Source organism: Marilutibacter maris (genome assembly GCF_006546735.2).
GTDB classification, from domain to species: Bacteria; Pseudomonadota; Gammaproteobacteria; order Xanthomonadales; family Xanthomonadaceae; genus Marilutibacter; species Marilutibacter maris.
Genome location: NZ_VICD02000254.1, coordinates 1 through 24167 on the forward strand (window position 1 = coordinate 1; position 24167 = coordinate 24167).

Sequence of the window (24167 nt, forward strand, 5' to 3'; positions counted from 1 at the left end):
GGCATCCCCGGCCGCCACCGCATCGGCCGCGGCCTCGTCGGACACCGCCGGCTCGCGCACGATCTGGTTCGACGGCGCGACGGTCGGCGCCTCGATCGGAGGCTGTGCCGCGGCCGACACCGTGCGCGGCGCGTCCAGCAGCGCCGAGTACTCGCGCACCAGCCGCCCCTGCCCCCAGTCGACCTCGATCAGGAAGGTCAGCGCGGCCTGGTCGACCGGCTGCGCGCTGGTGACCCGCACCACCGGGTTGCCGGCGTTGTCGAGGCCGACCATGAAGCGCAGGTTCGACACCACGCCCTGAGGCGGCTCCAGACCGACGCGGGCAAAGGTCTCCGGCGAGGCCAGTCGCGCCTGCAGGCGCTCCAGCTCGGCCGGGTCGTTGGAGATGATCGGGATTTCGGCCAGCAACGGCTGGTCCAGACGCGATCGCACCACGATCTCGCCCAGGCCCAATGCCGACGCCGAACTGCTGGCCACCACCAGCGCGAGCGCCAATGCACTACGTGCCAACGCACAACGCGCGAACTGCTTCACAAGAGCACCTGTTTCGTCTCCCCCAGATTGCCGACTCTAGCCGGCGCGGCGTGCACGGCGCAACGCGTGACGGCGATCGCCCTGCAACCACGCCCGGCCAGCGAGGCGGGAGCGAAGGCCCCCGCCCCGAGCGACATCGATGCCGATATCCGGACCGGCTCGCGGCTCACTCCGCCGCGACCAGCTCGGCCAGCTGCACCGCGTTCAAGGCCGCGCCCTTGCGGATGTTGTCGGACACGATCCACAGATTGAGCCCGCGCGGATGCGACAGATCCTCGCGGATGCGGCCGACATAGACCGCGTCGTTGCCCGAGGCGTGGGTGACCGGGGTCGGATAGCCGCCGGGCTTGCGCTCATCGACGATCTCGATGCCCGGCGAGGCGGCCAGCAGCGCGCGCGCCTCGTCCGGCGTGACCGGGTTCGCGGTCTCGATCGCGACCGCCTCGGAGTGACCGTAGAACACCGGCACCCGCACCGCGGTCGGGTTCACCATGATCGAGTCGTCGCCGAGGATCTTGCGGGTCTCCCAGACCATCTTCATCTCTTCCTTGGTGAAACCGTTGTCCTGGAAGTCGTCGATGTGCGGGATCAGGTTGAACGCGATCTGGACCGGGAAGCGCTCGGGCTCGGGGTCGCGGAAGTTCAGCAGCGCGCCGGTCTGGCGACCGAGCTCCTCCATCGCCGCACGGCCACCGCCGGACACCGACTGGTAGGTGGCGACGTTGATGCGCTCGATCCTGTACTTGCGGTGGATCGGCGCCAACGCGACCAGCATCTGCATGGTCGAGCAGTTCGGGTTGGCGATGATGCCGCGCGGACGGTCGGCGATCGCCTCGGGATTGACCTCCGACACCACCAGCGGCACATCGTCGTCGTAACGGAAGGCCGAGGAGTTGTCGATCACCACCGCGCCGGCGGCGGCGAACTTCGGCGCGTACTCCTTGGACACGCTGCCACCGGCGGAGAACAGCGCGATGTCGACGCCGGCGGGATCGAACGCGGCCAGGTCCTGGACGATGTATTCCTCGCCGCGGTATTCGATGGTGCCGCCGGCCGAGCGCTCGCTGGCGAGCACGTGCAGGGTGCCGATCGGGAAGCGGCGCTCGGCGAGGATCGCCAGCATGGTCTCGCCGACCGCACCGGTGGCGCCGACGACGGCTACGTTGAAGGTCTTGCTCATGATTCTGGATTCCTTGGAGTCTGGGGCGCCGCGCAGGTCTGGGTCGCGCGCCCGGATGGATCGGCGTCGGGCCCTGTTCGCTCAACGCGGCTCAGCCGGAACGGCGCTGCCCGGGCCCAGCGGGGGCGCGCCTGACGACTGGCCGCTATCGTTTTTTCGAGCCCTCGGCGGGTTCGCCGGGAATCCGCGGCGGCACCTCGCCGACATCGCCGCACTGGGCGCGGTGGACCAGGGCCTGGTCCATCAGCACCAGCGCCACCATCGCCTCGCAGATCGGAGTCGCACGGATGCCCACGCAGGGGTCGTGGCGACCGGTGGTGACCACCTCGACGACATCGCCATGCACGTCCAGCCCCTCGACCGGCAGGCGCAGGCTCGAGGTCGGCTTGAACGCGACCGAGCAGCGCACCGGCTGGCCGGTGCTGATGCCACCGAGCACGCCGCCGGCATGGTTGGACTGGAAACCGTCCGCATGCATCACGTCGCGATGCTCGCTGCCGGACTGGGCGACCGAGGCGAAGCCGTCGCCGACCTCCACGCCCTTGACCGCGTTGATGCTCATCAGCGCCGCCGCCAACGCGCCGTCGAGCTTGCCGTAGATCGGCGCGCCCCAGCCCGGCGGCACCCCTTCGGCGATCACGTCCACGCGCGCGCCGACCGAGTCGCCGGACTTGCGCAGCGCGTCCATGTAGGCCTCCAGCGCCGGCACCTGCTCGGCGTGCGGCCAGAAGAACGGGTTGTCCTCGACCACCGACAGGTCGAAGCCTTCCGGCACGATCGCGCCCAACTGCGACAGCCAGCCCTGGATGCGCACGCCGTGGCGCTCGGCCAGCCACTTCTTGGCGATCACGCCGGCGGCCACCCGCATCGTGGTCTCGCGCGCCGAGGAGCGGCCGCCGCCGCGCGGATCGCGCACGCCGTACTTCTGCCAGTAGGCATAGTCGGCATGGCCGGGGCGGAACTGCGCGGCGATCCGGCTGTAGTCCTTGCTGCGGGCGTCGGTGTTGCGGATCAGCAGGGCCACCGGGGTGCCGGTGGTGACGCCCTCGTAGACCCCGGACAGGATCTCGACCTCGTCGCTCTCGCGCCGCGCCGAGGTGTGGCGGGTGCGCCCGGTCGCGCGCCGCTCCAGGTCCTGGCGGAAATCCTCCGGCACGATCGCGATGCCCGGCGGCAGCCCGTCGACCACGCAGCCGATCGCCGGCCCGTGGCTCTCGCCGAAGGTGGTGACGCGCAGCAGCCGGCCGAAGCTGTTGTCGGACATCGCCGGTCAGCCGCGCGCGTCGGCGAGTTCGCGGATCCGGTCCCGGTGCTCGACCAGGTCCTGGCGCTCGACCACGAAGATGCCCATCTGCCCGACCTTGAACTCGACCCAGGCCATCGGCAGCTCCGGCAGCAGCTCGACCAGGGCGCGCTCGGCCTCGCCGACCTCGCAGATCAGCAGGCCGTGCTCGCTCAGGTGCGCGGGCGCGTCGCGCATGATCCGCAGCGCCAGGTCGAGACCGTCGTCGCCGGCGCGCAGGCCCAGCTCGGGCTCGTGCGCGTACTCCTGCGGCAGCGCATCGGTCTCGTCGTCGGTCACATAGGGCGGATTGGTGACGATCAGGTCGTAGACCTCGCCGTCGAGCGCGGAGAACAGGTCGGACTTGCGGAAGGCGACGTTGTCGGCGTGCAGCCGCGCCTTGTTCTCGGCCGCCAGCGACAGCGCATCGTCGCTGATGTCGATGCCGTGCACCTCCCAATCGGGATGGTAGTGCCCGGTCGCGATCGCGATGCAGCCCGAGCCGGTGCACAGATCGAGCGCACGCCGGACCTCGCGGCCGCCGAGCCAGGGCTCGAAGCCGGCCTCGATCAGCTCGGCGATCGGGGAACGCGGCACCAGCGCGCGCGGGTCGGACTTGAAGCTCAGGCCGGCGAACCAGGCCTCGCCGGTCAGGTAGGCGGCGGGGACGCGCTCGCGGATGCGGCGCCCGAACAGCGCCAGCACCTTCGCCTTCTCCGCGGTGGTGACCCGCGACTGGCCGTAGACCGGGCTGAGGTCGTGCGGCATGTGCAGCGCGTGCAGCACCAGCTGGGTCGCCTCGTCGAGTGCGTTGTCGTAGCTGTGGCCGAAGGTCAGCCCGGCCTCGGCGAACAGGCTGCCGCCATGGCGGATCAGGTCGACGATCGTCAGTTGCTCGAACGTCGCCGACTCGGGGCTGGCGCTCAGGGGACCGTCGCTGGGGGGCGGGCTCACGGGCATGTTCACGGCGGGTCGGGGGATGGCCGGCGATTATAGCCGCCGCAGGCCGCGCATGGCCGCTATCATGCCCCCGCGTTCTCAGTCGGATCGATCATGTTCAACCGCACCACTGCTTATATCCTCATCGTCGCCCTCGCCGCCGGACTGGGCCTGTGGGCGGCGACGCGCTACTTCGGACCGGCCGGCGGCGCGCCCGCGCCGGAGCTGCAGACGGTACGGCTGTTCCAGCCGGTCCGCACCCTGCCCCCGTTCGAGCTGACCCAGTCCGACGGCACGCCGCTGGAGCCTTCCGAGCTGCAGGGACACTGGACCGCGGTCTTCCTCGGCTTCACCCACTGCCCCGACGTCTGCCCGACCACCCTGGCGGAACTGGCACGCGCGCAGAAGGCCTGGGAAAGCATCCCCGAACCGACCCGGCCGCGGGTGCTGTTCGTCTCGGTCGACCCCGAACGCGATACCCCCGAGCTGATCGGCCAGTACGCCCACGCCTTCCACACCGACACCCTGGCCGCGACCGGCAGCCTGCCGGCGCTGGAGCAGCTGGCGGCGTCGCTGAGCATGGTGTTCGCCAAGGTGCCGCCGCCGGAAGGCGTGCCCGCCGACCAGTATTCGATCGACCACAGCGCGACGATCGCGGTGCTCGATCCGCAGGGCCGGATGGCCGGCCTGATCCGGCCGCCGCTGGAGCCGGCCAAGATCGCCGCCGACCTGGCGGCATTGACCGGGGACGCGCGCCCATGAGCCTGGTCACCACGCTGACCTATGCCCTGCCGCACCGGCTGCTGTCGTCGCTGGCCCGCGGGTTGGCGTACTCGGACAACCCGCGGATCAAGCAGTGGCTGATCGACACGGTGACGCGGAAGTTCGGCGTCGACCTGTCCGAGGCGGCGCAGCCGGACCCGACCGCCTACCCGACCTTCAACAGTTTCTTCACCCGCGCGCTCAGGCCCGGCGCGCGCACGCCCGACCCCGACCCCGGCGCCCTGCTGATGCCGGCCGACGGCCGTATCAGCCAGTGCGGCCCGATCGACGCCGACGGCCGCATCTTCCAGGCCAAGGGGCAGTCGTTCAGCGCCGCCGAGCTGTTGGCCAGCGAGGCCGATGCAACCGCATTCCATGGCGGCCGCTTCGCCACGGTCTACCTGTCGCCGCGCGACTACCACCGCGTGCACATGCCCTGGACCGGCACCCTGCGCGAGACCGTGCACGTGCCCGGACGTCTGTTCAGCGTCGGCCCCGACGCGGTCCGCAACGTGCCGCGCCTGTTCGCCCGCAACGAGCGCCTGGTCTGCCATTTCGACACCGATTTCGGGCCGATGGCCTCGGTGATGGTCGGCGCCCTGCTGGTCTCCGGGGTCGAAACGGTATGGAGCGGCGAGGAGATTCCGGCCTACGCCGACCGGGTGACCCGCAAGGACTATCGCGGCCAGGACATCCTGCTGGAGCGCTTCGAGGAGATGGCCCGCTTCAACTACGGCTCCACCGTGGTCGTGCTGCTGCCGCCCGGGGTCGCCGAACTGGCCCCGGACCTGGGCGCGGAAACGCCTGTACGGCTGGGCCAGCGTCTGGGCGAGCGCTTGCCGACGCCCTGACTCCGTCCCGCGCTCAGCCCGCGTCGCGTTCGGACATTCCCGAACGCGCGATCAGCGCCTGCGCGAACCAGTAACTCGCCAGCACGAGCAGCACCGCGGCCGGCAGCGGCGCGACGAACCGGTCCAGCGCCAGGCTCGCATCCGAGACCACGAAGCTGAGCCCGCCCAGCGCGGCGAAGCCGGCACCGCCGCCCACACGCCGCCAGGCCTGCGCGGCGCTTGCGGCCATCGCCACCAGCACCGCGATGTAGGCCAGCACCGGCGCCTGCAGCGCACCCGGCAGATGCGGCCACAGGACCGCCAGCACCGCCGCGGCGACGGCGACATAGGCCAGCCACGGCCACTGCGGACCGCGTCCGGCCACCGACTTCAGCCGCCGCCGGAACGCCGACCAGTAGGCCAGGTGGGCGAGCAGGAACGCGCCCAGGCCGATCATGAAACAGGCGTCGCCGGGAAACATCAGGGCGATGTCGCCGACGGTCGACAGCAACAGGCCGACCAGCACGCGATGGGCATAGCCGCCATCGGCGCGGTCGCGATGACGCCACAGGCCGCCGGCGATCAACAGCGTGGTCAGCGGCTTGAACAGGTAGTGCAGCGCCGTGGGGCCCTCGCCCCAGGCGCCTGCGACCGCCAGCGCGCCGCTGGCGCCGATCGCCACCCACAACCAGGCCGGCGCCCGCGCGCCGCGATTCACCCGCCGCAGCCCTCCAGGCTCAGCTTCTGGCCGGGCCGGATGGTGTAGCGCGGCGGGCGGATGCCGTTGGCCCGGGCCAGCTCACCGGTGCCGCAGGAGAACTTGCGGGCGATCGACGAAAGCGTCTCGCCGCGTTGCACCCGGTAGGTGCGCGGACGCTGCGGCGCTGCCGCCGCGACCGCGGTGTCGGCGACGCGGGTCACCGTGCCGGTACGCACGATCGCCCGATCCGGATCGCTGAGCACCAGGGTGCGTGCCAGTTCGGCACGCGCGCCACGCACGCACCAGCGGTTGTACAGGCCGGCCACCCGGGTGGTCGCGTTGAGCACGGTGCCGGCCGGCAGCACCGTATCGGCGTCATAGCGCGGATTGAGGTTGCGCAACGCGCGCATGTAGCCGTCGCGGGTGCCGCCGCTGCCCAGGCAGATGGTCAGTTGGTAGATCGAGGTCGGTTGCGCCAGGGTCAGCGCGGCCGGCCGCGGGTCGACCTTCGGGAATTCGATGCCGTACTGCTTCGGGTGCAGGAACAGCCACGCGGCGGCGATCACCATCGGCACGTAGTCGCGGGTCTCGGCGGGAAATTCGTTGTAGACCGACTCGTCCCAGAAGTCCTGGCCCGGGTGCTCCCGGTGGATGCGGCGGGCGCGGCCTTCGCCGCCGTTGTAGGCGGCCAGCGCCAGTTCGATGTTGCGGTTGAGCTCGCCCATCCGCTCGTTGAGATAGCGCACGCTGGCCTCGGAGGCCGCATACGGGTCGTAGCGGGTGTCGAAGCCGTGGCTGTCCTTGCCCAGGCCGAAGCGCTGGCCGGTCGCGTACATGAACTGCATCGGCCCGGCGGCGCCGGCGCGCGAGCGCGCGTGCACCTTGCCGTTGGACTCCTTGGCCATGATCCCGAACAGCAGCGCCTCGGGCAGGCCGGCGCGCTCGTAGTGCGGCCACATCAGGTGGCGCATGTACTGGTAGTTCTCGTAGCTGTTCATCAGCGACGGCCGCATGTCGGTCAGCCAGCGGCGAATGCCGGCCTGCACCGCCGGGTTGTACTTGACCATCTCGTCGAAGCGGTGGCGGCGGTCGTCGAGCAGCGCGGCGGCGCGGGCCGCCTCGGGCACGTCGGCGGCCAGCGGATCGGACTCGCCCTCGCCCAGGTCGACGTGGTCGGGGTCGGCATCGGCCGGGTCCAACTGGCCGGCGAACGGGTCCTGGGCGTCGACATTGAGCTTGAGCAGGCGCTTGTAGGTGGCCAGCAGGGTGGTCGGCGAGCAGCCGCGCTGCTTCGCGCAGTCGGCCATCACGTCCTCCATGTCCTCCAGCGCCTCGTCGCCGATCCGCGCGCCCTCCGGGTCGGCGTTGCCGGTCATCACCATCGCCTCGCGGTACTTGGCCTCGGCCGCCTGCATGCGCTGGTCGATCGATTCGACCGCGGCCTGGTCGCGGCGCGAAAGCGCCTCGGCCGGCGCTGGCGACAGCAGGGTGACGAGAGCGACCGACAGGGCGGCGGTGGCGGCGACGCGAGCGGACGCTCGAGCGGGGAAGTGCGTGGACGAAGAAGCGGAAGCGGGCATGAACGACGGCTGATGAAAAACGAAGGCGCAGGGTATCGTCTGCACTCTCGGTATCACAACCACCGCCGGTCACGATGCCCGCCGTCTCGGTTTGCACCTAGAATCGCCAGGAACCTGAATGGAGTCGAGCATGGACCCTATCCTCATCGGCAAGGCCATCACCGGCACGACGGACGGCGCGTCCGACGGTCCTGGCCACGTCGTCCTGCAGCCTCGGCTGGGCAACCGCCACGGTCTGGTCGCCGGCGCCACCGGCACCGGTAAGTCGGTCACCCTGATGGTGCTGGCCGAGGGCTTCTCGCGGATCGGCGTGCCGGTGTTCATGGCCGACGTGAAGGGCGACATCGCCGGCCTGGCGGTGCCCGGCGAGATGAGCGACAGGCTGCAGGAGCGGATCGACCGCATCGGCATCGACGGCTACGCCAGCGAAGGCAGCCCGACCGTGTTCTGGGACCTGTTCGGCCAGCTCGGCCACCCGGTCCGCACCACCGTCAGCGAGATGGGCCCGACCCTGCTCGCCCGCATCCTCGGCCTCAACGATACCCAGTCGGGCGTGCTCGACATCGTGTTCAGGCTCGCCGACGACCGCGGCCTGCTGCTGCTCGACCTGGAGGACCTGCGTGCCCTCCTCGGCCTGGTCGCCGCCGAGCGCAAGGACATCTCCACCGCCTACGGCCTGGTCAGCGCGCAGTCGATCGGCGCGATCCAGCGTGCGCTGCTGCGACTGGAGGGCGAAGGCGCGCAGATGTTCTTCGGCGAGCCGGCGCTGGACCTGGCCGACCTGATGCGCACCACCACCGACGGCCGCGGCGTGATCAACCTGCTCGCCGCCGACAAGCTGATCCTCAAGCCGCGGCTGTATTCGAGCTTCCTGCTGTGGCTGCTGTCGGAGTTGTTCGAGCAGTTGCCCGAGGTCGGCGACCTGGACAAACCGAAGCTGGTGTTCGTGTTCGACGAGGCCCATCTGTTGTTCGACGACGCGCCGCCGGCCCTGCGGCAACGGGTCGAGCAGGTGGTGCGGATCATCCGCTCCAAGGGCGTGGGCGTGTACTTCTGCTCGCAGTTCCCCGACGACGTCCCCGACGAGATCCTCGGTCAGCTCGGCAACCGCGTGCAGCACGCGCTGCGCGCCTATACCCCGCGCGACCAGAAAGCGGTGCGGACCGCGGCGGAGACCTTCGTCGCCAACCCGGCGCTGGACGTGGTCGAGACGATCTCCCGGCTCGGCACCGGCGAGGCGCTGGTATCGACCCTGCAGGACAAGGGCGTGCCGATGCCGGTCGAGCACACCCTGATCGCGCCGCCGCGCTGCCGGATGGGCGCGATCACCGAGGCCGAGCGGGCACGGGTCCGCGCCGGCAGTCCGGTCGGTGCCAAGTACGACACCCCGGTCGACCGCGAGTCCGCCGCCGAGATGCTCGCCGCCAAGGCCCAGGCCGCGGCCGAGCAGGCCAAGGCGCCGCCGGCGCGCCGGCGCGAGGACGACGATGCCGAGGAAGGCGGCTTCGGCCAGGCGATCAAGGACGCGGTGTTCGGCACCAAGCGCCGCCAGGGCATGGTCGAGACCATGGCCAAGCAGACCGCGCGCACCGTCGGCAGCCGGATCGGCCAGCAGATCGTGCGCGGCCTGCTCGGCGGCCTGTTCGGCGGCAAGCGCTGAGCCCGGCTTCGGGCGACGTTCAGCGCCGCGCTGCCAGCGTCCGCAACATCGGTTCCATCCGATTCCGTTTTCCAGCCCCCCACACAACGCCCACCCGACCACAAGGAGTCCACGGATGCGTCGCTTTCCCCTGATTCTCGCCGCCACCACCGCCACCCTGCTGTTGGCCGCCTGCCAGAAGCAGCCCGAGCCCGCCGCCGAAGCCGCTGCCGAACCCGCGCCGGCGGCCGAGGCCGTCGCACCGCCCGCCACCGAGACGGTCGCGCCGATCGACACCAAGGCCCTGCCCGGCGTCTTCGCCGGCACCCTGCCCTGCGCCAGCTGCCCCGGCATCGACACCCGTCTGGAACTGATGGCCGACGGCACCTTCAAGCTCGATGAGCACTATCAGGACCAGGCCGATGGCGACTTCGAGCTGGGCGGCACCTGGACCGTCGAAGGCGAGCCTGCGACCGGCGAGAGTCTGCGCCTGGACCCGAACAGCAAGCGCGACGACGATCGCCTGTACCGGCTGGTCTCGGTCGACGAACTGCGCCTGCTCGACATCGAGGGCCAGGACATCGACAGCACCCTCGACTACGGCCTGCGTCGCGAAGCCGCTGGCGATGCCGATGCGGCGGCCGCGGAGTAAGCGACCACCATGGGTCGTTGGCGTCCGCCCCCCGAACGCAGCACCGCGCTGATCACCCGCGAGGGCCACGACCGCCTCAAGGCCGAGCTGGACGTGCTGTGGCGCGTCCGCCGGCCCGAGGTGGTGCAGGCACTGGCCGCGGCGGCGGCCGAGGGCGACCGCTCGGAGAACGCCGAGTACACCTACCGCAAGAAGCAGTTGGGGGAGATCGATCGCCGGGTGCGCTACCTGAGCAAGCGGCTGCCGGCGCTGAAGGTCGTCGATGCCGCTCCCAGCGACCCGCAGGTCGTGTTCTTCGGCGCGCGGGTCGAGATCGAGCACATCGACAACGGCGAATGCCGACGCTACCGGATCGTCGGTCCCGACGAGACCGACGCCGGTCGCGGCTGGATCAGCATCGACTCGCCACTGGCGCGAGCGATGCTGAAGAAGCGCCTCGACGACGAATTCGACGCCGAGCTGCCCGGCGGCCTCGCCCGCTACACCATCGTCGCCATCGAATACGGCCGCATCGACCTCGACTGATGCGCCCGCCCTCCCGCTGCCGCGGGACGCCCGTCACCCACCTGTCGAGGGATGCGACGGCGGTACGAACCGCTGCACGCTCCAGGCATAGGTCGCGCCCATCGTCGCGCCGGCGGCCAGATGGATCAGCGCCGACACCCAGTGCCGCATCTCGGCGAACCACGGGAACAACTGGGTGAAACCGTAGTAGTTGACCGCGTACAACAGCAGGCCGACCCCGGCGCCGAGCAGGGTATCGGTCAGCAACGAGCGGCCCTTGGCGAAGAACGCGAATGCCAGCGCGTAGACGAACGACAGGATGAAGTGGACGACCAGGGCCGCGGCGACCGCGCCGGACTCGAAGGTCTCCGGTGGCGGCAGCACCGCCCGGCCCATCGTGATCGCGGCGATCATCCGCATCGGCACCCAGCTGCTGACTCCCATCAACAGGGGCGTCAGGATCAGCTCCAGCACCAGGAACACGATGCCGGCGGCGACGCTGGCGCAGACCACGGCCTTCATCGAGATGTGCGCGCCCGGCACGCTGATATGGAAGTCGTGACGGTGCTTGTGGGAGTGGTCGGTCATGGTGGTAGGCATGGGCCCTCCTCGCGCAGTGCCATGCAGCCGCCCGGCGCGGGTGCCGGAACGCGTAACGCCGGCAGCTTGCGCTGAGACCATGCAAGCACGGGCACCGTGACAGGACCGTCTAGGCCGCCCCCGCCCCGTTCAGCTCGCGTCGTCGTTGCAGCACCGGCCGGCACCGACGCCGTACCATGGCCGCATCACCTCCGGGAGTCGACGTGAACCCATCCCTGTCCGCGCAAGGCCTGCTGACCGCGATCTCGATCGGACTGCTGATCGGCGTGATCCGCGAACGCCACCACACCCCCGACGACATCGCGGTGGCCGGGGTACGCACCCACACCCTGACGGCGACCGCCGCCGCCGTCGCGATCGTCATCGGCCCGGCCGTGTTCGTGGTCCTGCTGCTGGCGATCACCGCCTACGCGATTGCCGGCTATCTGCACACGCGCGAGACCGACCCCGGGCTGACCGGCGAAGTCGCCCTGCTGGTCACCCCGTTGCTGGCGGCGCTGGCGCAGCTGTCGCCGCCGTGGGCGGGCGGGCTGGCGGTGGTCGCGGCGCTGCTGCTGTTCGCCAAGCGGCCCCTGCAGGGTTTCGCCCGCCGCTGGCTGGCCGAGCAGGAACTCCAGGACGGGCTGATGCTGGCCGCCGCCGCGCTGGTGATCCTGCCGCTGCTGCCCGACAAGCCGATCGACCCGTGGGGCGTGCTGGTGCCGTCGGCGCTATGGCGGATCGTGGTGCTGGTGATGGGCGTGGGCATGATCGGCCACCTCGCCCTGCGCCTGGTCGGGGCGCGCTGGGGACTGCCGATCGCCGGCTTCTTCTCCGGCTTCGCCTCGTCGACCGCGGCGGTGGCCGGCTTCGGCCAGCAGGCACGGCAGGACCCGGCGCACGTCGCGCCGGCGGCATCGGCCGCCCTGCTCGCCAACCTCGCCTCATTGCTGCTGTTCGCCGGTGTCGTCGGCACCGTCTCGCCGACCCTGTTGCGCGCCAGCCTGTGGCCGTTGCTCGGCGCGGGACTGGCGTTGCTGGTATCGGCGGCCTGGGGCCTGCTCGACCGCGACCGGGTCGAAGCGCTGCCCTCGGCACCGTCGGCGCGCGCGTTCAAGATCGGCCAGGCGTTGCTGCTGGGCCTTCTGATCAGTGCGGTGCTGCTGCTCTCGGCCTGGCTGCGCAGCCTGTTCGGCGATGCCGGCGCGCTGGTCGCGGCGATGCTGGTGGCGCTGGCCGAGCTGCACGCGGCCGCGGCCAGCGTCGCCCAGCTCGCCCAGGGCGACGGCATGACCCTCGAACACGCGCGGTTGGGCCTGGCCGGCCTGCTGCTGGCATCGGCGCTGGCCAAGGGCGTGCTCGCGGTCGCCAGCGGTCCGCGCGGCTACGCCTTGCAGGTCGCCGGCGGACTGGCGGCGATGGCCGCCGCGGCACTGCTGTTGACCTGGCTGGCGGGCTGAACGGCGGCCGCCACCGTCCCGGAAACGACGAGGCGGACCCGAACGCCCGCCTGCCGATGCCGCGACCGCGATGCCGCGGGCTCAGTCGTCGAACGCGACTTCGCCGTACAGGTCGTGCTCGTCGCTGCCCATGATCTGGACGTCGACGAACTCGCCCGGCTTCAGCCCCGCCTCGAAGCCGTTCTGGATCTGCACCAGGCCGTCGATCTCCGGCGCATCGGCCATCGAGCGCGCGATCGCCAGCTCACCGTCGAGCGCATCGACCAGACAGCGCTGGGTGGTGCCGACCTTGGCTTCCAGCTTCGCGGTCGAGATATCGGCCTGCAGCTCCATGAACCGCGCCAGCCGCTCCTGCTTGACCTCCTCGGGCACCGGGTCGGGCAGATCGTTGGCGACAGCCCCCTCGACCGGCGAGTAGGCGAACGCACCGACGCGGTCCAACTGGGCCTCCTCCAGGAAGTCCAGCAACTGCTCGAACTCGCCGTCGGTCTCGCCCGGGAAGCCGACGATGAAGGTGCTGCGGATGGTGATGTCGGGGCATATCCCGCGCCAGCGCTGGATCCGCTCCAGGGTCTTGTCGACCGCGCCGGGGCGCTTCATCAGCTTGAGGATGCGCGGGTTGGCGTGCTGGAACGGGATGTCCAGATACGGCAGCAGCTTGCCGTCGGCCATCAGCGGAATGATGTCGTCGACGTGCGGGTACGGGTACACGTAGTGCAGGCGGGTCCAGATGCCCAGTTCGGACAGCCCCTCGCACAGGGCCTTCATCCGGGTCTGCCAGGCGCGGCCGCGCCACTCGCGCTCGGCATAGCGCAGGTCGACGCCGTAGGCGGAGGTGTCCTGCGAGATCACCAGCAATTCCTTCACCCCGCCCATCGCCAGCTTCTCGGCCTCGCGCAGGACCTGATCGACCGGGCGGCTGACCAGGTCGCCGCGCATCGACGGGATGATGCAGAAGCTGCAGCGGTGATTGCAGCCCTCGGAAATCTTCAGGTAGGCGTAGTGCTTCGGGGTCAGCTTGATGCCGACATCGGCGCTGTCCTCCAGCGCGCGCCGCGGCACCAGGTCGACGAACGGATCGTGCCGGGGCGGCAATGCGGTGTGCACCGCGCTCATCACGCTGGTGTAGTCCTGCGGGCCGCTGATCGACAACACGCCCGGGTGGGCTTCGCGGATCACCTCCTCGCGCTTGCCCAGGCAACCGGTGACGATGACCTTGCCGTTCTCGGCCATCGCCTCGCCGATCGCGTCCAGCGACTCGGCCACCGCCGAATCGATGAAGCCGCAGGTGTTGACCACGACCACGTCGGCGTCGTCGTAGCTGGGCACCAGATCGTAACCCTCGACCTTCAATTGGGTCAGGATGCGTTCTGAGTCAACGAGGGCCTTCGGGCAGCCGAGGCTGACGAAGCCGACCCTGGGATTGGCGGACTTGGCGGTGGGCTGGGTCATGCGGGCAACCTGGAACGGGGGGCGAGCGCGGACCGGCGCGGTGTCGGGCGCGCGACGGGACGGCGGCGGGGCGCGAATTATAGCCCCGGGGCCGCTCGCATCGGTGCCGGCAACGACCGCGCCGGCACCTGCAGTCACCCAGGCGAGGCCAGCGCGAACACCCGCCAGGCCCTAGAATCGGCGGTTCAGGGCGCCCCAGCACCTCCCTGTGTCCACCTGAACGGAGATTGCCGCATGTCCCACTGGATCGACCTCGTCACTCCGCACGGCCCGATCGGTGCCTGGCGCGCCGACCCGGTCGGCACCGGCAAGGGGGCGGTGGTGGTCCTGCAGGAGATATTCGGCGTCAACGCGCACATCCGCAGCGTCGCCGAACGGCTGGCCGAGGCCGGCTTCACCGCGCTGGCGCCGGCGCTGTTCGATCCGGTCGAGCGCGGGGTCGAACTCGACTACGACGCGGCCGGCATCGAGCGCGGCCGCACCCTGGTCGCCGCGCTCGGGCTGGAGCGGGCAATGGACTGCGCCGCGGCGGCCGCCGAACTGCTTCAGGCCGAGGGCCTGCGCACCGGCGCGGTCGGCTTCTGCTACGGCGGCACCCTCGCCTTCCTGTGCAACACCCGGCTCGGCCTGCCCGCGGTCGGCTACTACGGCAGCCGCAGCGTGGCGTTCCTGGACGAGCCGCTGCGCGCGCCGATGATGTTCCACTTCGGCGAGCACGACGCCAGCATCCCGCCGGCCGCGGTCCAGGCCCATCGCGAGAAGCTGCCGCAGGCGCACATTCATGTCTACGACGCCGGCCACGGCTTCAATTGCGACCAGCGCCACGACTACGTGCCAGAGGCCGCCGCCGCGGCCTGGCCGCGCACCCTGGAGTTTCTCGAGGACAGCCTGCGATGAGCGCGCCACCGAACGACTGGCACCTGGATCCGCAACTGGCGGAGGACACCCACCCGGTCGCCCACCTCGGGCTGAGCGAACTGCGGCTGATGGACGACGCCAACCACCCCTGGCTGATCCTGGTGCCGCGGATCGCCGACGCGGTCGAGCTGACCGACCTGCGCGCCGCCGACCGCGCCGCACTGACCCGCGAGATCGACACCGTCAGCCGGGTGCTGCAGGCGGAGTTCAAGCCCGACAAGCTCAACGTGGCCGCGCTGGGCAACATGGTGCCGCAGCTGCACGTGCACGTGATCGCGCGCTTCCGCGACGACATCGCCTGGCCGCGACCGGTCTGGGGCACCGCCGCCGCCCGTCCCTACACGCCGGAGGAACTGGTCGCCCGCGTGGACCGGCTCGGGCGCGCCCTGGACAGGTGAGCGGCGCACAGGTGCCCGCCTCCGCCCCGGCGCTGCAAGCGCTCGCCGAAGACGCCTGGCTGGTCGGATTCGGCGACTCGGTCGACACCGCCACATTGACGCGGGTGCACGCGCTGGCGGCCCGGCTCGACCGCGAGCGCCTGCCGGGAGTGACCGACCTGGTCCCGGCCTATTCGAGCCTGGGCGTGTTCTTCGACCTCGACGTGGTCGGCGCCGACGCGGTGGCGCGCTGGCTGCAGGCCGCGCTGGACCGGGACGACGACCAGCCACGGACCCCGGCAGGACGCGTGGTCGACATCCCGGTCAGCTACGGCGGGCGTTTCGGCCCCGACCTGGACGACGCCGCGCGGGAGCTGGGCCTGGACGCGGACACCCTCGCCCACCGCCATGCCTCGGTGGTGTACACGGTCGCGATGATCGGTTTCGCGCCGGGCTTTCCCTATCTGAGCGGACTGCCCGCGACCCTGGCCCTGCCGCGACTGGCGACGCCGCGGACGCGGATTCCCGCCGGCTCGGTCGCGATCGGCGGCCACCAGACCGGCATCTATCCGCGCGACAGCCCCGGCGGCTGGCGGATACTCGGCCGCACGCCGCTGGTGCTGTTCGATCCCAGCCTGGAGGCCCCGGCCCTGCTCGCGCCCGGCGACCGCGTGCGCTTCCGCGCGATCGACGCCGATACCTTCGAACGGCTCGCCGGCCGGCGGACCGGAGCGGGCGAATGAGGCCGGGCACATGAAGTTGCAGGTCGAGCAGCCCGGCGCGCTGACCACGGTCCAGGACCGTGGCCGCACCGGTTGGCGCCATCTCGGCGTCGCCGCCGCCGGCGCACTGGATCCGGACGCGGCGCGGCTGGCCAACCGCCTGGTCGGCAACCCGGCCGATGCGGCCGTGCTCGAATACACCCTGATCGGCCCGACCCTGCGTCTGGACGCGCCGACGACCATCGCCCTGTGCGGCGCCGAGGTCGAAGCCTCGCATACCGCTGGCGACGGCACCCGCACCCCTGTCGGCAGCGGCCGGCCGGTACGACTGCCACCGGGTTCGTTGCGGATCGGCCCGCTGCGGCACGGAATCCGCGGCTGGCTGGCGATCGCCGGCGGCCTGCGCACCCCGCCGATGCTGGGCAGCCGCAGCACCGATCTGCGCGGCGGCTTCGGCGGCCATGCCGGCCGCGCCCTGGTCCGCGGCGATGTGCTGCTGGCGGCCAGCGCCGGTCTGCCGTCGCCGCAACTGCCCTGGCAGCCTTCGTGGTGGGTCGAATTCGACCCGCTGCCGGATGCGGCGATCGTCGTGCACTTCGTCCCCGCCATGGCCTTGGACGAGACCGCGCGCGCGCTCGCATCGCGGCCATGGCGGGTGGATGTCCGCAGCAACCGCCAGGGCCTGCGCCTGCAGGGCGAAGCGCTGCAGGTGCCCGCCGGCGACATCGTCTCCACCGCGGTCGCCCCCGGCACCCTCCAGTTGCCACCGGACGGTCAACCGATCGTGCTGCTGGCCGACGCCCAGACCACCGGCGGCTACCGCCGGATCGGCCATGTCATCACCGCCGATCTGCCGCTGCTGGCCCAGGCCGGCCCCGGCACCGCCCTGCAACTGGTGGCGGTGGACGCGGACACCGCCGCCTCGCTGCGAGAGGCGCGGCGGGCGCAGTGGCGGCGACTGGAGTACCTGCTCGACGAGCGGCTGCGGTCGTTGCCACCGGCGGGCTGATTGCCTAGGCTCCTTTCGCATATCCATCATGGACCGGGCCCGGTGCCGGACATCGATTTCAATTGCGACCTGGGCGAGGGTTGCGGCGACGACGCCGCGATCGTGCCGCTGATCAGCAGCGCCAGCATCGCCTGTGGCGGCCACGCCGGCGACGATCACAGCATGCGCGCGACCCTGCGCCTGTGTCGCGATCACGGCGTCGCCGCCGGCGCCCACCCCGGGCTGGTCGACCGCGAGCACTTCGGCCGTCGCGAACAACCCGTGACATCCGGTCACGTCATGCTGCTGGTCACCGCGCAGCTGCGGCGATTGGCGCGCATCGCCGCCGAGGAGGACGTGCGCCTGGCCCACGTCAAACCGCATGGGGCGCTGTACAACATGGCCGCGCGCGATGCCGCCGTCGCCGAGGCGATCGCCGAGGCGGTGGTGCAGTTCGATCCGGACCTGATCCTGTACGGGCTGTCCGGTTCGGCGCTGACCGCGGCCGGCGAAGCCAACGGGCTGCGGGTCGCGCACGAAGTGTTCGCCGAGCGCGGCTACGGCGACGACGGCCGCCTGCTGCCGCGCGGTACCCCGGGCGCGGTGCTGGAGGACATCGACGCCGCCATCGCCCAGACCCGCGAACTGGTACTGCGTTCGCGCGCACCGGTGGCCGGCGGCGGCCATGTCGCGGTCCACGCCGACAGCCTGTGCCTGCACGGCGACCGGCCCGACGCGGCGGCCTTCGCGCGACGGCTGCGCGAGACACTGGAGGCCGACGGCATCGGCATCCGCGCGCCGGGCGCATCGGGATGAGCGGCCCGCGCCCATGAGTGCCGCGCTCGTCAGCGACGCCGTCATCAACTACTGGCCGCTGCTTGGAGTGGCCTGCGTCGTCGTCGGCTTCGTGCTGCGCTTCAACCCGGTCGTGGTGGTGGTCGCCGCCGGCCTGGTCAGCGGCCTGACCGCGGGCAAGTCGATTCCCGAGCTGCTGGCCCTGCTCGGCAACAGCTTCGTCTCCAACCGCGCCCTGCTGCTGTACGCGCTGACCCTGCCGACGATCGGGCTGCTGGAACGCGCCGGCCTGCGCGAACATGCCCACACCTGGATCGGCGGCCTGCGGCGGCTGAACCTGGTCCGCCTGCTGATCGGCTACCTGGGCCTGCGCCAGGTCCTGAGCATGCTCGGGCTGACCAATGTCGGCGGCCATGCCCAGACCGTGCGGCCGCTGCTGGCGCCGATGAGCGAGGCCGCCGCCGAGAAGGACCTGGGCCCGCTGCCCAGGGACGAGCGCCAGCGGTTGTTCGCGATCGACGCGGCGACCGACAACGTCGGTCTGTTCTTCGGCGAGGACGTGTTCGTCGCGATCGGCGCGGTGCTGTTGATCCAAGGCTTCTACGCCGAGCACGGCATCGTGCTGGAACCGTTGCAGATCGCGCTGTGGGCCCTGCCGACCGCGATCGCCGCGTTCGCGATCCACGCGCTGCGGGTACGGATGTTCGAGCGCGCGATGCGACGCCGGCTGGCCGCGGCCGGCCGGGAGGTCCCGAATGCTCAGCCTTGACCTGTTCTACTGGCTGCTGGGCGGCCTGCTGCTGTATGCCGGCGGCTGCAACCTGCGCGACCGTCGCTATGCCCACGCCGCGTTCTGGTCGCTGGTGGCGGCGCTGTTCGGCACCGGCAACATCGTGCTGGCCGCGACCGCCGCCGGCGACCCGCTGCCGTCGCAACTGGCCGGCGCGGGAGTCATCGCGCTGGCGCTGCTGGCGCCGCGGATGCGCCGCGAACACCTGGCCGAGGCGCCGGAAGCGCAGCGCCGGGCCTCGGCCCAGCGTCTGGGCCACCGGTTGTTCGGGCCGGCCCTGCTGATTCCGCTGATCACCGTGCTGGTGGTGCTGTTCGGCGACAAGCTGGGCTGGGGCGAATTCCGCCTGTTCGGCGCCGGCAGCATCACCCTGATCGGGCTGTCGCTGGCCAGCGTGGTCTCGGCCCTGGTCGCGATCCGGGTCACCGGCGAACGCCCGCGAATGGCCGCGGTCGAGGGCCGGCGCCTGCTCGACACGATGGGCTGGGCGGCGCTGCTGCCGCTGGTGTTGGCGACCCTGGGCGGCGTGTTCGGCGCCAGCGGCGTCGGCGAAGCGGTCGCCAGCCTGGTGTCCTCGGTGATCCCGACCGACAGCCGGCTGGCCTGCGTCGTCGCCTACGGGCTGGGCATGGTCGTGTTCACGGTGATCATGGGCAACGCCTTCGCCGCGTTTCCGGTGATGACCGCCGGCATCGGCCTGCCGCTGCTGATCCAGCAGCATGGCGCCAATCCGGCGATCCTCGGCGCGCTGGGCATGCTGACCGGCTACTGCGGCACCCTGCTGACGCCGATGGCGGCCAACTTCAACCTGGTGCCGGCCGCGCTGCTGGAGCTGGACGACCCCAACGCGGTGATCCGCGCGCAGGTACCGACCGCATTGCCGCTGATGCTGGCCAACCTCGCGCTGATGTACTGGCTGGTGTTCGCGTTCTGACCTCAAGCCTTCCGACGGAGCCCGCCGATGTCCCGCCGATCCCTGCCCACGGTACTGCTGACCGGTTTCGAGCCGTTCGGCGAGGATGCCGGCAACCCCAGCTGGGAGGCGGCGCGCCTGCTCGACGGCACCCGCATCGCCGGGCACCGGGTGGTCGCACGTTGCCTGGCGGTCGAATTCGGCCGTTCGTTGAAACAACTGCGCGCCGCGATCCGCGAAACCCGGCCGGCGCTGGTGATATGCGTGGGCCTGGCCGGCGGCCGGGCGCAGCTTTCGCTGGAGCGGATCGGAATCAATGTCGACGACGCCCGCATCGCCGACAATGCCGGCGCACAACCGGTCGACACACCGATCGTCGCCGATGGCCCGGCGGCCTATTTCGCCCGCCTGCCGCTGAAGGCGATGATGCTGGCGCTGCGCGAGGCCGGGATTCCGGCCGAGATCTCGCAGACCGCCGGCACCTATGTCTGCAACCACGTGCTGTACGGTCTGATGCACGCGCTGAGGGCGAAGCCGCGGGTCCGCGGCGGCTTCATCCACGTGCCCTACTCGCCCGAACAGGCCGCGCGCCACCCCGGCGCGGCGAGCCTGCCGGTCGCCACCGTCGCCGACGGACTGCGGATCGCGGTACGCACCGCGCTCACCACCGATGAGGACATCCGCGTCGCCGCCGGCGCCACCCACTGAGCCGTATCCGGCGTCGTACCCGCAAACGAAGAACCCCTCGCCGGAGCGAGGGGTTCTGGTCCGCGCCAAGGCCCTGCGGCCGACTCAGCGCGCCTTGATCACCCGGGTGCCGGCGATCAGGTCGTGTCCGCAACGGCGGTCGCCGCGGAAGATCAGCAGCACGTTGACCAGGCCGATCAGGCCGCCGAGGTACGGGATCGAGGTCACCACCTGCACCGGCAGGTAGCGCTTGCCCAGCAGCTGGCCGATACCGGGCTGGCTGCCGTCGAGATTGGCGATGCGCACGCCGACCAGGCGCTTGCCCCAGGTCTGCGCGCTCGCGTTCAGCGGCACGAACTGGATCGCGACGAACACCACGAAACCGATCACCACCCACATCAGCTGCGACACCATCGACACCTGCTCACCGCGCGCGGCCGCTTCCATCGCCTGGCTGAAGTAGCCGCCGAAGTACATCAACGGCAGCATCACCGCGATCATGATCAAACCGTCGATGATCGCCGCGCCGAGCCGCTCCCCGCGGCCGGCCAGGTCGTCGCCGTCGACCACGTCCTCGACGACGGTCTGCGGGCTCTGGTACGGATTGTTGTTGTCCTGTTGCATACCCCCTCCTTGCATGTTGCCTGTTGTGTTGAAGATCGATCCGCCGGCTCAGGTCCTGGGCAGGGTCACCCCGGTCTGGCCCTGATATTTGCCGCCACGGTCCCGGTAGCTGGTCTCGCAGACCTCGTCGGACTGGAAGAACAGCATCTGCGCGACCCCCTCGTTGGCGTAGATCCGCGCCGGCAGCGGCGTGGTGTTGCTGAACTCCAGGGTCACGTGCCCTTCCCACTCCGGCTCCAGCGGGGTCACGTTGACGATGATGCCGCAACGCGCGTAGGTGCTCTTGCCCAGGCAGACCACCAGCGTGTCGCGCGGGATCCGGAAATACTCGACGGTGCGCGCCAGCGCGAAGGAGTTGGGCGGAATGATGCACACGTCGGACTCGACGTCGACGAAGCTGCCGGAGTCGAAATGCTTGGGGTCGACGATCGTCGAGTTGATGTTGGTGAAGACCTTGAACTCCCGCGAGCAGCGCACGTCGTAGCCGTAGCTGGAGGTACCGTAGCTGACGATCCGCTCGCCGCCGGCATGCTTGACCTGGCCGGGCTCGAACGGCTCGATCATGCCCTGTTGCTCGGACATGCGGCGGATCCAGCGGTCGGACTTGATGCTCATTCGGGACGTGTCACCTGTCTTGGGGAACGCCGATTCTAGCCGCAGGCCGTCCGCGATGCGCGGCCCCGCCCGCTCCCGCCGCCGCATGCAGAAGGGCCCGGTCGCCCGGGCCCCTCTGGTCATACGATTGCCGGATCGATCAGAACCGGGTCGATCAGAACCGGGTCGATCAGAAGCCGCTGGCGTCCAGGCGGCCGCCGGTCAGCACCTTGCCCTGCAGCGACGGGGTCGCGACCGTGGCGTTCAGGATCGCCGCCTTGATCTGCGCCGCGGTGGCGGTCGGATGCGAGGACGCGTACAGCGCCGCGGCGCCGGTCACGTGCGGAGTCGCCATCGAGGTGCCGCTGTAGCTGGCATAGCCCGACACCACGTTGCCCTTCGAGCGGACCGGCACGGTCGAATAGATCGCCGAGCCAGGGGCCCCCAGGTCGACCGTGGTCGCGCCCCACTGCGAGAAGCTCGACAGCGCACCGGAACTGGTGATCGAGGCGACCGCGATGATGTTGGCGTTCGAATAGTTCGACGGGTAACTCGCCCGCGCATCGTTGTCGTAGGCATCGTTGCCCGCCGCGGCGATGAACAGGATGTCGGCATCGCCGGCGCGCCCGATCGCGTCCTGCAGCGCCTGCGAGAAACCGCCGCCGCCCCAGGAGTTGTTGGTCGCCACGATGTTCATGTTGTGGCGGACCTTCAGGTCGGTCATGTAGTCGACCGCCTCGATCGCGTCGGCGGTGCTGCCGCCACGGCGGCCGAGGAAGCGGCCGCTGATCAGCTTCACGCCCGACCAGCACACGCCGGCCACGCCCTTGCCGTTGCCACCGACGCCGGCGATGGTGCCGGACACGTGGGTGCCGTGGTCGTCGTTGGAGCCGCCGGAGTTGACGTCGTTGCCGCCGCCCTCGAAGTCCCAGCCATGGACGTCGTCGACATAGCCGTTGCCGTCGTTGTCGATGCCGTCGACCGGATCGTAGGGATTGGTCCAGACGTTGGCGGCGAGGTCTTCGTGGTTGTAGTAGATGCCCTCGTCGATCACGCCGACATAGACGTTGCTGCAGTCGGTATGGCCGGCGGCCCAGGCCTCGGCGGCCTGCGAACCGTAGGCGTTCGAGGGGCTGGTGGTGTTGCCGTACATGCCCCACAGCGAGCCGTTGGTGTAGTAGGTGTCGTTGGAGGTCGCGAAGTGCTGGTAGGTCCAGTTCGGCTCGGCGTACTCGACCGCCGGGTCGTTCTGCAGGGCCTTGATCGCGACGCCCAGCGCCATGCCGGCCGGCAGTCGCATCAGCTCCACGTCGCCGCCGTTGCGGCCGCGATGGACGGTCCTGGCCTGCTGCGCGCGCAGTCCGCCGCGGACCGCACCACGCTGGTCGGCGTCGACGCCGTCGCGGAACTTGACGATCAACTCCCCGGCCCGGTGCGCCTTGCCTGCGCCCAGATCCCTCAGCACCAGGTCCGGACGCCCACCGGCGACCGCGACCGACGAAACGCCAAGGACGGCCACTACCGCACCCGCCAGGATGGAACTGCGAACTGCTCGGTTCATGCACTAACCCCCAGAAAATGGTCTTGCACGACGCCCCAAAACGGGCGACCGATCGACGCTAGCAGAACCTGTCAGATCGCGCAGCCCGGGAAAAACCCTCAGCCCGACTCGCACCGTCTTTGCCGAATCTGTCTTTTTTCTTTTCGGATCAAGGCTGTTTTTCGATGCTGCGGGCGCAACAACCCGGCGCCGGCCCCCTGCGCGAGTCCATTCAAGATTTATTCATATTTGTGACTCAGTCCCGCAATGACGCCGAGATCGGCATCGGCGCACGCGGCCGCCCATCCAGCGCCTGCGCCATCGCCCAGGCCGCCTGCCGGTAGGCCTGGGCCGCCGGCGAATCCGGAGCCGCGGCGGTGATCGGGCTGCCGGCGTCGCCCTGTTCGCGGATGCCGACATCCAGCGGCAGACTGCCCAGCAACGGCACCCCGTAGCGCTCGGCCATCTGTGCGCCGCCGCCGCTGCCGAAGATGTGCTCGCTGTGGCCGCAGTTCGAGCACACGTGCACGGCCATGTTCTCGATCAGGCCCAGCACCGGCACCTCGACTTTCTCGAACATCTTCAATGCCTTGCGCGCGTCGAGGGTGGCGATCTCCTGCGGCGTGGTGACGATCACCGCGCCGGCCACCGGGATCTTCTGGGCCAGGGTCAGCTGGATATCGCCGGTTCCGGGCGGCAGGTCGACGATCAGGTAGTCCAGGCCCTCCTCGCCGCCCCAGCGGGTCTGCTCCAGCAACTGGGTCAGCGCCGAGGTCGCCATCGGCCCGCGCCAGATCATCGGCGTGTCCTGGTCGACCAGCAGGCCGATCGACATCGCCTCGACCCCGTAGGCCCGCATCGGCTCGATGGTCTTGCCGTCGGGGCTGTCCGGGCGCCCCGACAAACCGAGCATCGCCGGCACGCTGGGCCCGTAGATGTCGGCATCCAGGACGCCGACCCGGGCGCCCTCGGCCGCCAGCGCCAGGGCCAGATTGACCGCGGTGGTCGACTTGCCGACCCCGCCCTTGCCCGAGCCGATCGCGATGATGTTGCGGATGCCCGGGATGGGCGACAGATTCGGTTGGACCTTGTGGGCGGAGACGGACATAGACGGGGGCAGCCATGC

General features: G+C 70.7%; 26 protein-coding genes. 14 read left to right on the plus strand and 12 right to left on the minus strand.

Annotation, left to right across the window (positions count from 1 at the left end; all coding sequences use genetic code 11):
• From FKV24_RS14705 to prmB, 4 genes are all read right to left on the minus strand, one after another.
• The coding region (locus FKV24_RS14705; protein ID WP_425481649.1) for a type IV pilus assembly protein FimV at positions 1 to 534 on the minus strand (534 nt) is incomplete at its 3' end.
• Positions 535 to 700: 166 nt separating this feature from the next.
• On the minus strand, positions 701 to 1714 hold the full coding sequence (locus tag FKV24_RS14710) for an aspartate-semialdehyde dehydrogenase (protein ID WP_141482922.1): 1014 nt from the start codon (positions 1712 to 1714) through the stop codon (positions 701 to 703).
• 145 nt (positions 1715 to 1859) lie between these two features.
• Complete coding sequence (gene aroC / locus FKV24_RS14715) at positions 1860 to 2978, minus strand: chorismate synthase (protein WP_141482923.1); 1119 nt, start codon at positions 2976 to 2978, stop codon at positions 1860 to 1862.
• Positions 2979 to 2984: 6 nt separating this feature from the next.
• Positions 2985 to 3956: a 50S ribosomal protein L3 N(5)-glutamine methyltransferase gene (gene prmB, locus FKV24_RS14720; RefSeq protein ID WP_111266148.1), complete on the minus strand. Its 972-nt coding sequence runs from the start codon at positions 3954 to 3956 to the stop codon at positions 2985 to 2987.
• A gap of 93 nt (positions 3957 to 4049) precedes the next feature.
• On the opposite strand from prmB, the gene FKV24_RS14725 reads away from it, so the two are divergent.
• Both FKV24_RS14725 and asd read left to right on the plus strand, forming a co-directional pair.
• Complete coding sequence (locus FKV24_RS14725; RefSeq protein WP_111266147.1) at positions 4050 to 4697, plus strand: SCO family protein; 648 nt, start codon at positions 4050 to 4052, stop codon at positions 4695 to 4697.
• Entirely contained in the window at positions 4694 to 5548 is an 855-nt protein-coding gene (asd, locus tag FKV24_RS14730; RefSeq protein WP_141482924.1) for an archaetidylserine decarboxylase, read from the plus strand. Before FKV24_RS14725 ends, asd begins: the two co-directional genes overlap by 4 nt.
• A 13-nt stretch (positions 5549 to 5561) precedes the next feature.
• On the opposite strand, the gene FKV24_RS14735 is transcribed toward asd, so the two are convergent.
• Both FKV24_RS14735 and FKV24_RS14740 read right to left on the minus strand, forming a co-directional pair.
• A complete protein-coding gene (locus FKV24_RS14735; protein ID WP_249041034.1) occupies positions 5562 to 6245 on the minus strand; it encodes a lysoplasmalogenase in 684 nt (227 codons plus the stop codon).
• Positions 6242 to 7807: a transglycosylase SLT domain-containing protein gene (locus FKV24_RS14740; protein ID WP_141482925.1), complete on the minus strand. Its 1566-nt coding sequence runs from the start codon at positions 7805 to 7807 to the stop codon at positions 6242 to 6244. The genes FKV24_RS14735 and FKV24_RS14740 overlap by 4 nt, the downstream gene beginning before the upstream one ends.
• A gap of 130 nt (positions 7808 to 7937) precedes the next feature.
• Here FKV24_RS14740 and FKV24_RS14745 point away from each other — a divergent pair, with 130 nt between their 5' ends.
• From FKV24_RS14745 to greB, 3 genes are all read left to right on the plus strand, one after another.
• Positions 7938 to 9467 (plus strand): helicase HerA-like domain-containing protein, encoded by a 1530-nt coding sequence (locus FKV24_RS14745; RefSeq protein WP_141482926.1) that lies wholly within the window; start codon positions 7938 to 7940, stop codon positions 9465 to 9467.
• A gap of 115 nt (positions 9468 to 9582) precedes the next feature.
• A complete protein-coding gene (locus tag FKV24_RS14750; RefSeq protein ID WP_141482927.1) occupies positions 9583 to 10098 on the plus strand; it encodes a copper resistance protein NlpE in 516 nt (171 codons plus the stop codon).
• Between the two features lie 9 nt (positions 10099 to 10107).
• Positions 10108 to 10623, plus strand: a complete 516-nt coding sequence (greB, locus tag FKV24_RS14755; RefSeq protein WP_111266142.1) for a transcription elongation factor GreB — start codon at positions 10108 to 10110, stop codon at positions 10621 to 10623.
• 33 nt (positions 10624 to 10656) lie between these two features.
• Here the strand turns inward: greB and FKV24_RS14760 are convergent, their stop codons facing one another.
• Positions 10657 to 11202: a hypothetical protein gene (locus FKV24_RS14760; RefSeq protein WP_141482928.1), complete on the minus strand. Its 546-nt coding sequence runs from the start codon at positions 11200 to 11202 to the stop codon at positions 10657 to 10659.
• Positions 11203 to 11405: 203 nt separating this feature from the next.
• On the opposite strand from FKV24_RS14760, the gene FKV24_RS14765 reads away from it, so the two are divergent.
• Positions 11406 to 12641, plus strand: coding sequence for an MgtC/SapB family protein (locus FKV24_RS14765; protein ID WP_170288327.1), 1236 nt, complete (start codon positions 11406 to 11408; stop codon positions 12639 to 12641).
• Between the two features lie 81 nt (positions 12642 to 12722).
• On the opposite strand, the gene rimO is transcribed toward FKV24_RS14765, so the two are convergent.
• Entirely contained in the window at positions 12723 to 14093 is a 1371-nt protein-coding gene (gene rimO / locus FKV24_RS14770) for a 30S ribosomal protein S12 methylthiotransferase RimO (protein ID WP_141482930.1), read from the minus strand.
• 234 nt (positions 14094 to 14327) lie between these two features.
• On the opposite strand from rimO, the gene FKV24_RS14775 reads away from it, so the two are divergent.
• From FKV24_RS14775 to pcp, 8 genes are read left to right on the plus strand one after another with little or no spacing between them, the layout of a single operon-like run.
• Positions 14328 to 14990, plus strand: a complete 663-nt coding sequence (locus tag FKV24_RS14775) for a dienelactone hydrolase family protein (RefSeq protein ID WP_141482931.1) — start codon at positions 14328 to 14330, stop codon at positions 14988 to 14990.
• Entirely contained in the window at positions 14987 to 15409 is a 423-nt protein-coding gene (locus tag FKV24_RS14780; protein ID WP_111266137.1) for an HIT domain-containing protein, read from the plus strand. Before FKV24_RS14775 ends, FKV24_RS14780 begins: the two co-directional genes overlap by 4 nt.
• An 11-nt stretch (positions 15410 to 15420) precedes the next feature.
• Positions 15421 to 16131, plus strand: coding sequence for a 5-oxoprolinase subunit PxpB (pxpB, locus tag FKV24_RS14785; protein WP_141482932.1), 711 nt, complete (start codon positions 15421 to 15423; stop codon positions 16129 to 16131).
• Positions 16132 to 16141: 10 nt separating this feature from the next.
• Positions 16142 to 17119, plus strand: coding sequence for a 5-oxoprolinase subunit C family protein (locus FKV24_RS14790; RefSeq protein ID WP_111266136.1), 978 nt, complete (start codon positions 16142 to 16144; stop codon positions 17117 to 17119).
• A gap of 42 nt (positions 17120 to 17161) precedes the next feature.
• Positions 17162 to 17914, plus strand: coding sequence for a 5-oxoprolinase subunit PxpA (locus tag FKV24_RS14795; RefSeq protein ID WP_141482933.1), 753 nt, complete (start codon positions 17162 to 17164; stop codon positions 17912 to 17914).
• 13 nt (positions 17915 to 17927) lie between these two features.
• Complete coding sequence (locus FKV24_RS14800; protein WP_249041035.1) at positions 17928 to 18662, plus strand: DUF969 domain-containing protein; 735 nt, start codon at positions 17928 to 17930, stop codon at positions 18660 to 18662.
• Positions 18649 to 19617 carry a DUF979 domain-containing protein gene (locus FKV24_RS14805; protein ID WP_141482934.1) on the plus strand — a complete coding sequence of 323 codons (969 nt, stop codon included), beginning with the start codon at positions 18649 to 18651 and terminating at the stop codon, positions 19615 to 19617. The genes FKV24_RS14800 and FKV24_RS14805 overlap by 14 nt, the downstream gene beginning before the upstream one ends.
• Before the next feature lie 27 nt (positions 19618 to 19644).
• Entirely contained in the window at positions 19645 to 20304 is a 660-nt protein-coding gene (pcp, locus tag FKV24_RS14810; protein WP_211371881.1) for a pyroglutamyl-peptidase I, read from the plus strand.
• Positions 20305 to 20388: 84 nt separating this feature from the next.
• Here pcp and FKV24_RS14815 read toward each other — a convergent pair whose 3' ends face one another.
• The 4 genes from FKV24_RS14815 to apbC form a co-directional block, all read right to left on the minus strand.
• Positions 20389 to 20907, minus strand: coding sequence for an RDD family protein (locus tag FKV24_RS14815; RefSeq protein WP_141482935.1), 519 nt, complete (start codon positions 20905 to 20907; stop codon positions 20389 to 20391).
• A 48-nt stretch (positions 20908 to 20955) separates the two neighbouring features.
• Positions 20956 to 21522, minus strand: a complete 567-nt coding sequence (gene dcd / locus FKV24_RS14820) for a dCTP deaminase (protein ID WP_111266132.1) — start codon at positions 21520 to 21522, stop codon at positions 20956 to 20958.
• 169 nt (positions 21523 to 21691) lie between these two features.
• A complete protein-coding gene (locus FKV24_RS14825) occupies positions 21692 to 23062 on the minus strand; it encodes a S8 family peptidase (protein ID WP_111266131.1) in 1371 nt (456 codons plus the stop codon).
• 235 nt (positions 23063 to 23297) lie between these two features.
• Positions 23298 to 24149 carry an iron-sulfur cluster carrier protein ApbC gene (gene apbC / locus FKV24_RS14830; RefSeq protein ID WP_141482936.1) on the minus strand — a complete coding sequence of 284 codons (852 nt, stop codon included), beginning with the start codon at positions 24147 to 24149 and terminating at the stop codon, positions 23298 to 23300.
• Positions 24150 to 24167: the final 18 nt, after the last annotated feature.

Excerpts from the sequence above, each read along its gene's own strand:
- FKV24_RS14710 (WP_141482922.1), bottom strand. The coding sequence starts at position 1,714 with ATGAGCAAGACCTTCAACGTAGCCGTCGTCGGCGCCACCGGTGCGGTC.
- aroC (WP_141482923.1), bottom strand. The coding sequence starts at position 2,978 with ATGTCCGACAACAGCTTCGGCCGGCTGCTGCGCGTCACCACCTTCGGC.
- prmB (WP_111266148.1), bottom strand. The coding sequence starts at position 3,956 with ATGCCCGTGAGCCCGCCCCCCAGCGACGGTCCCCTGAGCGCCAGCCCC.
- FKV24_RS14725 (WP_111266147.1), top strand. The coding sequence starts at position 4,050 with ATGTTCAACCGCACCACTGCTTATATCCTCATCGTCGCCCTCGCCGCC.
- asd (WP_141482924.1), top strand. The coding sequence starts at position 4,694 with ATGAGCCTGGTCACCACGCTGACCTATGCCCTGCCGCACCGGCTGCTG.
- FKV24_RS14740 (WP_141482925.1), bottom strand. The coding sequence starts at position 7,807 with ATGCCCGCTTCCGCTTCTTCGTCCACGCACTTCCCCGCTCGAGCGTCC.
- FKV24_RS14745 (WP_141482926.1), top strand. The coding sequence starts at position 7,938 with ATGGACCCTATCCTCATCGGCAAGGCCATCACCGGCACGACGGACGGC.
- FKV24_RS14750 (WP_141482927.1), top strand. The coding sequence starts at position 9,583 with ATGCGTCGCTTTCCCCTGATTCTCGCCGCCACCACCGCCACCCTGCTG.
- greB (WP_111266142.1), top strand. The coding sequence starts at position 10,108 with ATGGGTCGTTGGCGTCCGCCCCCCGAACGCAGCACCGCGCTGATCACC.
- FKV24_RS14760 (WP_141482928.1), bottom strand. The coding sequence starts at position 11,202 with ATGCCTACCACCATGACCGACCACTCCCACAAGCACCGTCACGACTTC.
- rimO (WP_141482930.1), bottom strand. The coding sequence starts at position 14,093 with ATGACCCAGCCCACCGCCAAGTCCGCCAATCCCAGGGTCGGCTTCGTC.
- FKV24_RS14775 (WP_141482931.1), top strand. The coding sequence starts at position 14,328 with ATGTCCCACTGGATCGACCTCGTCACTCCGCACGGCCCGATCGGTGCC.
- FKV24_RS14780 (WP_111266137.1), top strand. The coding sequence starts at position 14,987 with ATGAGCGCGCCACCGAACGACTGGCACCTGGATCCGCAACTGGCGGAG.
- FKV24_RS14790 (WP_111266136.1), top strand. The coding sequence starts at position 16,142 with ATGAAGTTGCAGGTCGAGCAGCCCGGCGCGCTGACCACGGTCCAGGAC.
- FKV24_RS14800 (WP_249041035.1), top strand. The coding sequence starts at position 17,928 with ATGAGTGCCGCGCTCGTCAGCGACGCCGTCATCAACTACTGGCCGCTG.
- FKV24_RS14805 (WP_141482934.1), top strand. The coding sequence starts at position 18,649 with ATGCTCAGCCTTGACCTGTTCTACTGGCTGCTGGGCGGCCTGCTGCTG.
- pcp (WP_211371881.1), top strand. The coding sequence starts at position 19,645 with ATGTCCCGCCGATCCCTGCCCACGGTACTGCTGACCGGTTTCGAGCCG.
- FKV24_RS14815 (WP_141482935.1), bottom strand. The coding sequence starts at position 20,907 with ATGCAACAGGACAACAACAATCCGTACCAGAGCCCGCAGACCGTCGTC.
- dcd (WP_111266132.1), bottom strand. The coding sequence starts at position 21,522 with ATGAGCATCAAGTCCGACCGCTGGATCCGCCGCATGTCCGAGCAACAG.
- FKV24_RS14825 (WP_111266131.1), bottom strand. The coding sequence starts at position 23,062 with ATGAACCGAGCAGTTCGCAGTTCCATCCTGGCGGGTGCGGTAGTGGCC.
- apbC (WP_141482936.1), bottom strand. The coding sequence starts at position 24,149 with ATGTCCGTCTCCGCCCACAAGGTCCAACCGAATCTGTCGCCCATCCCG.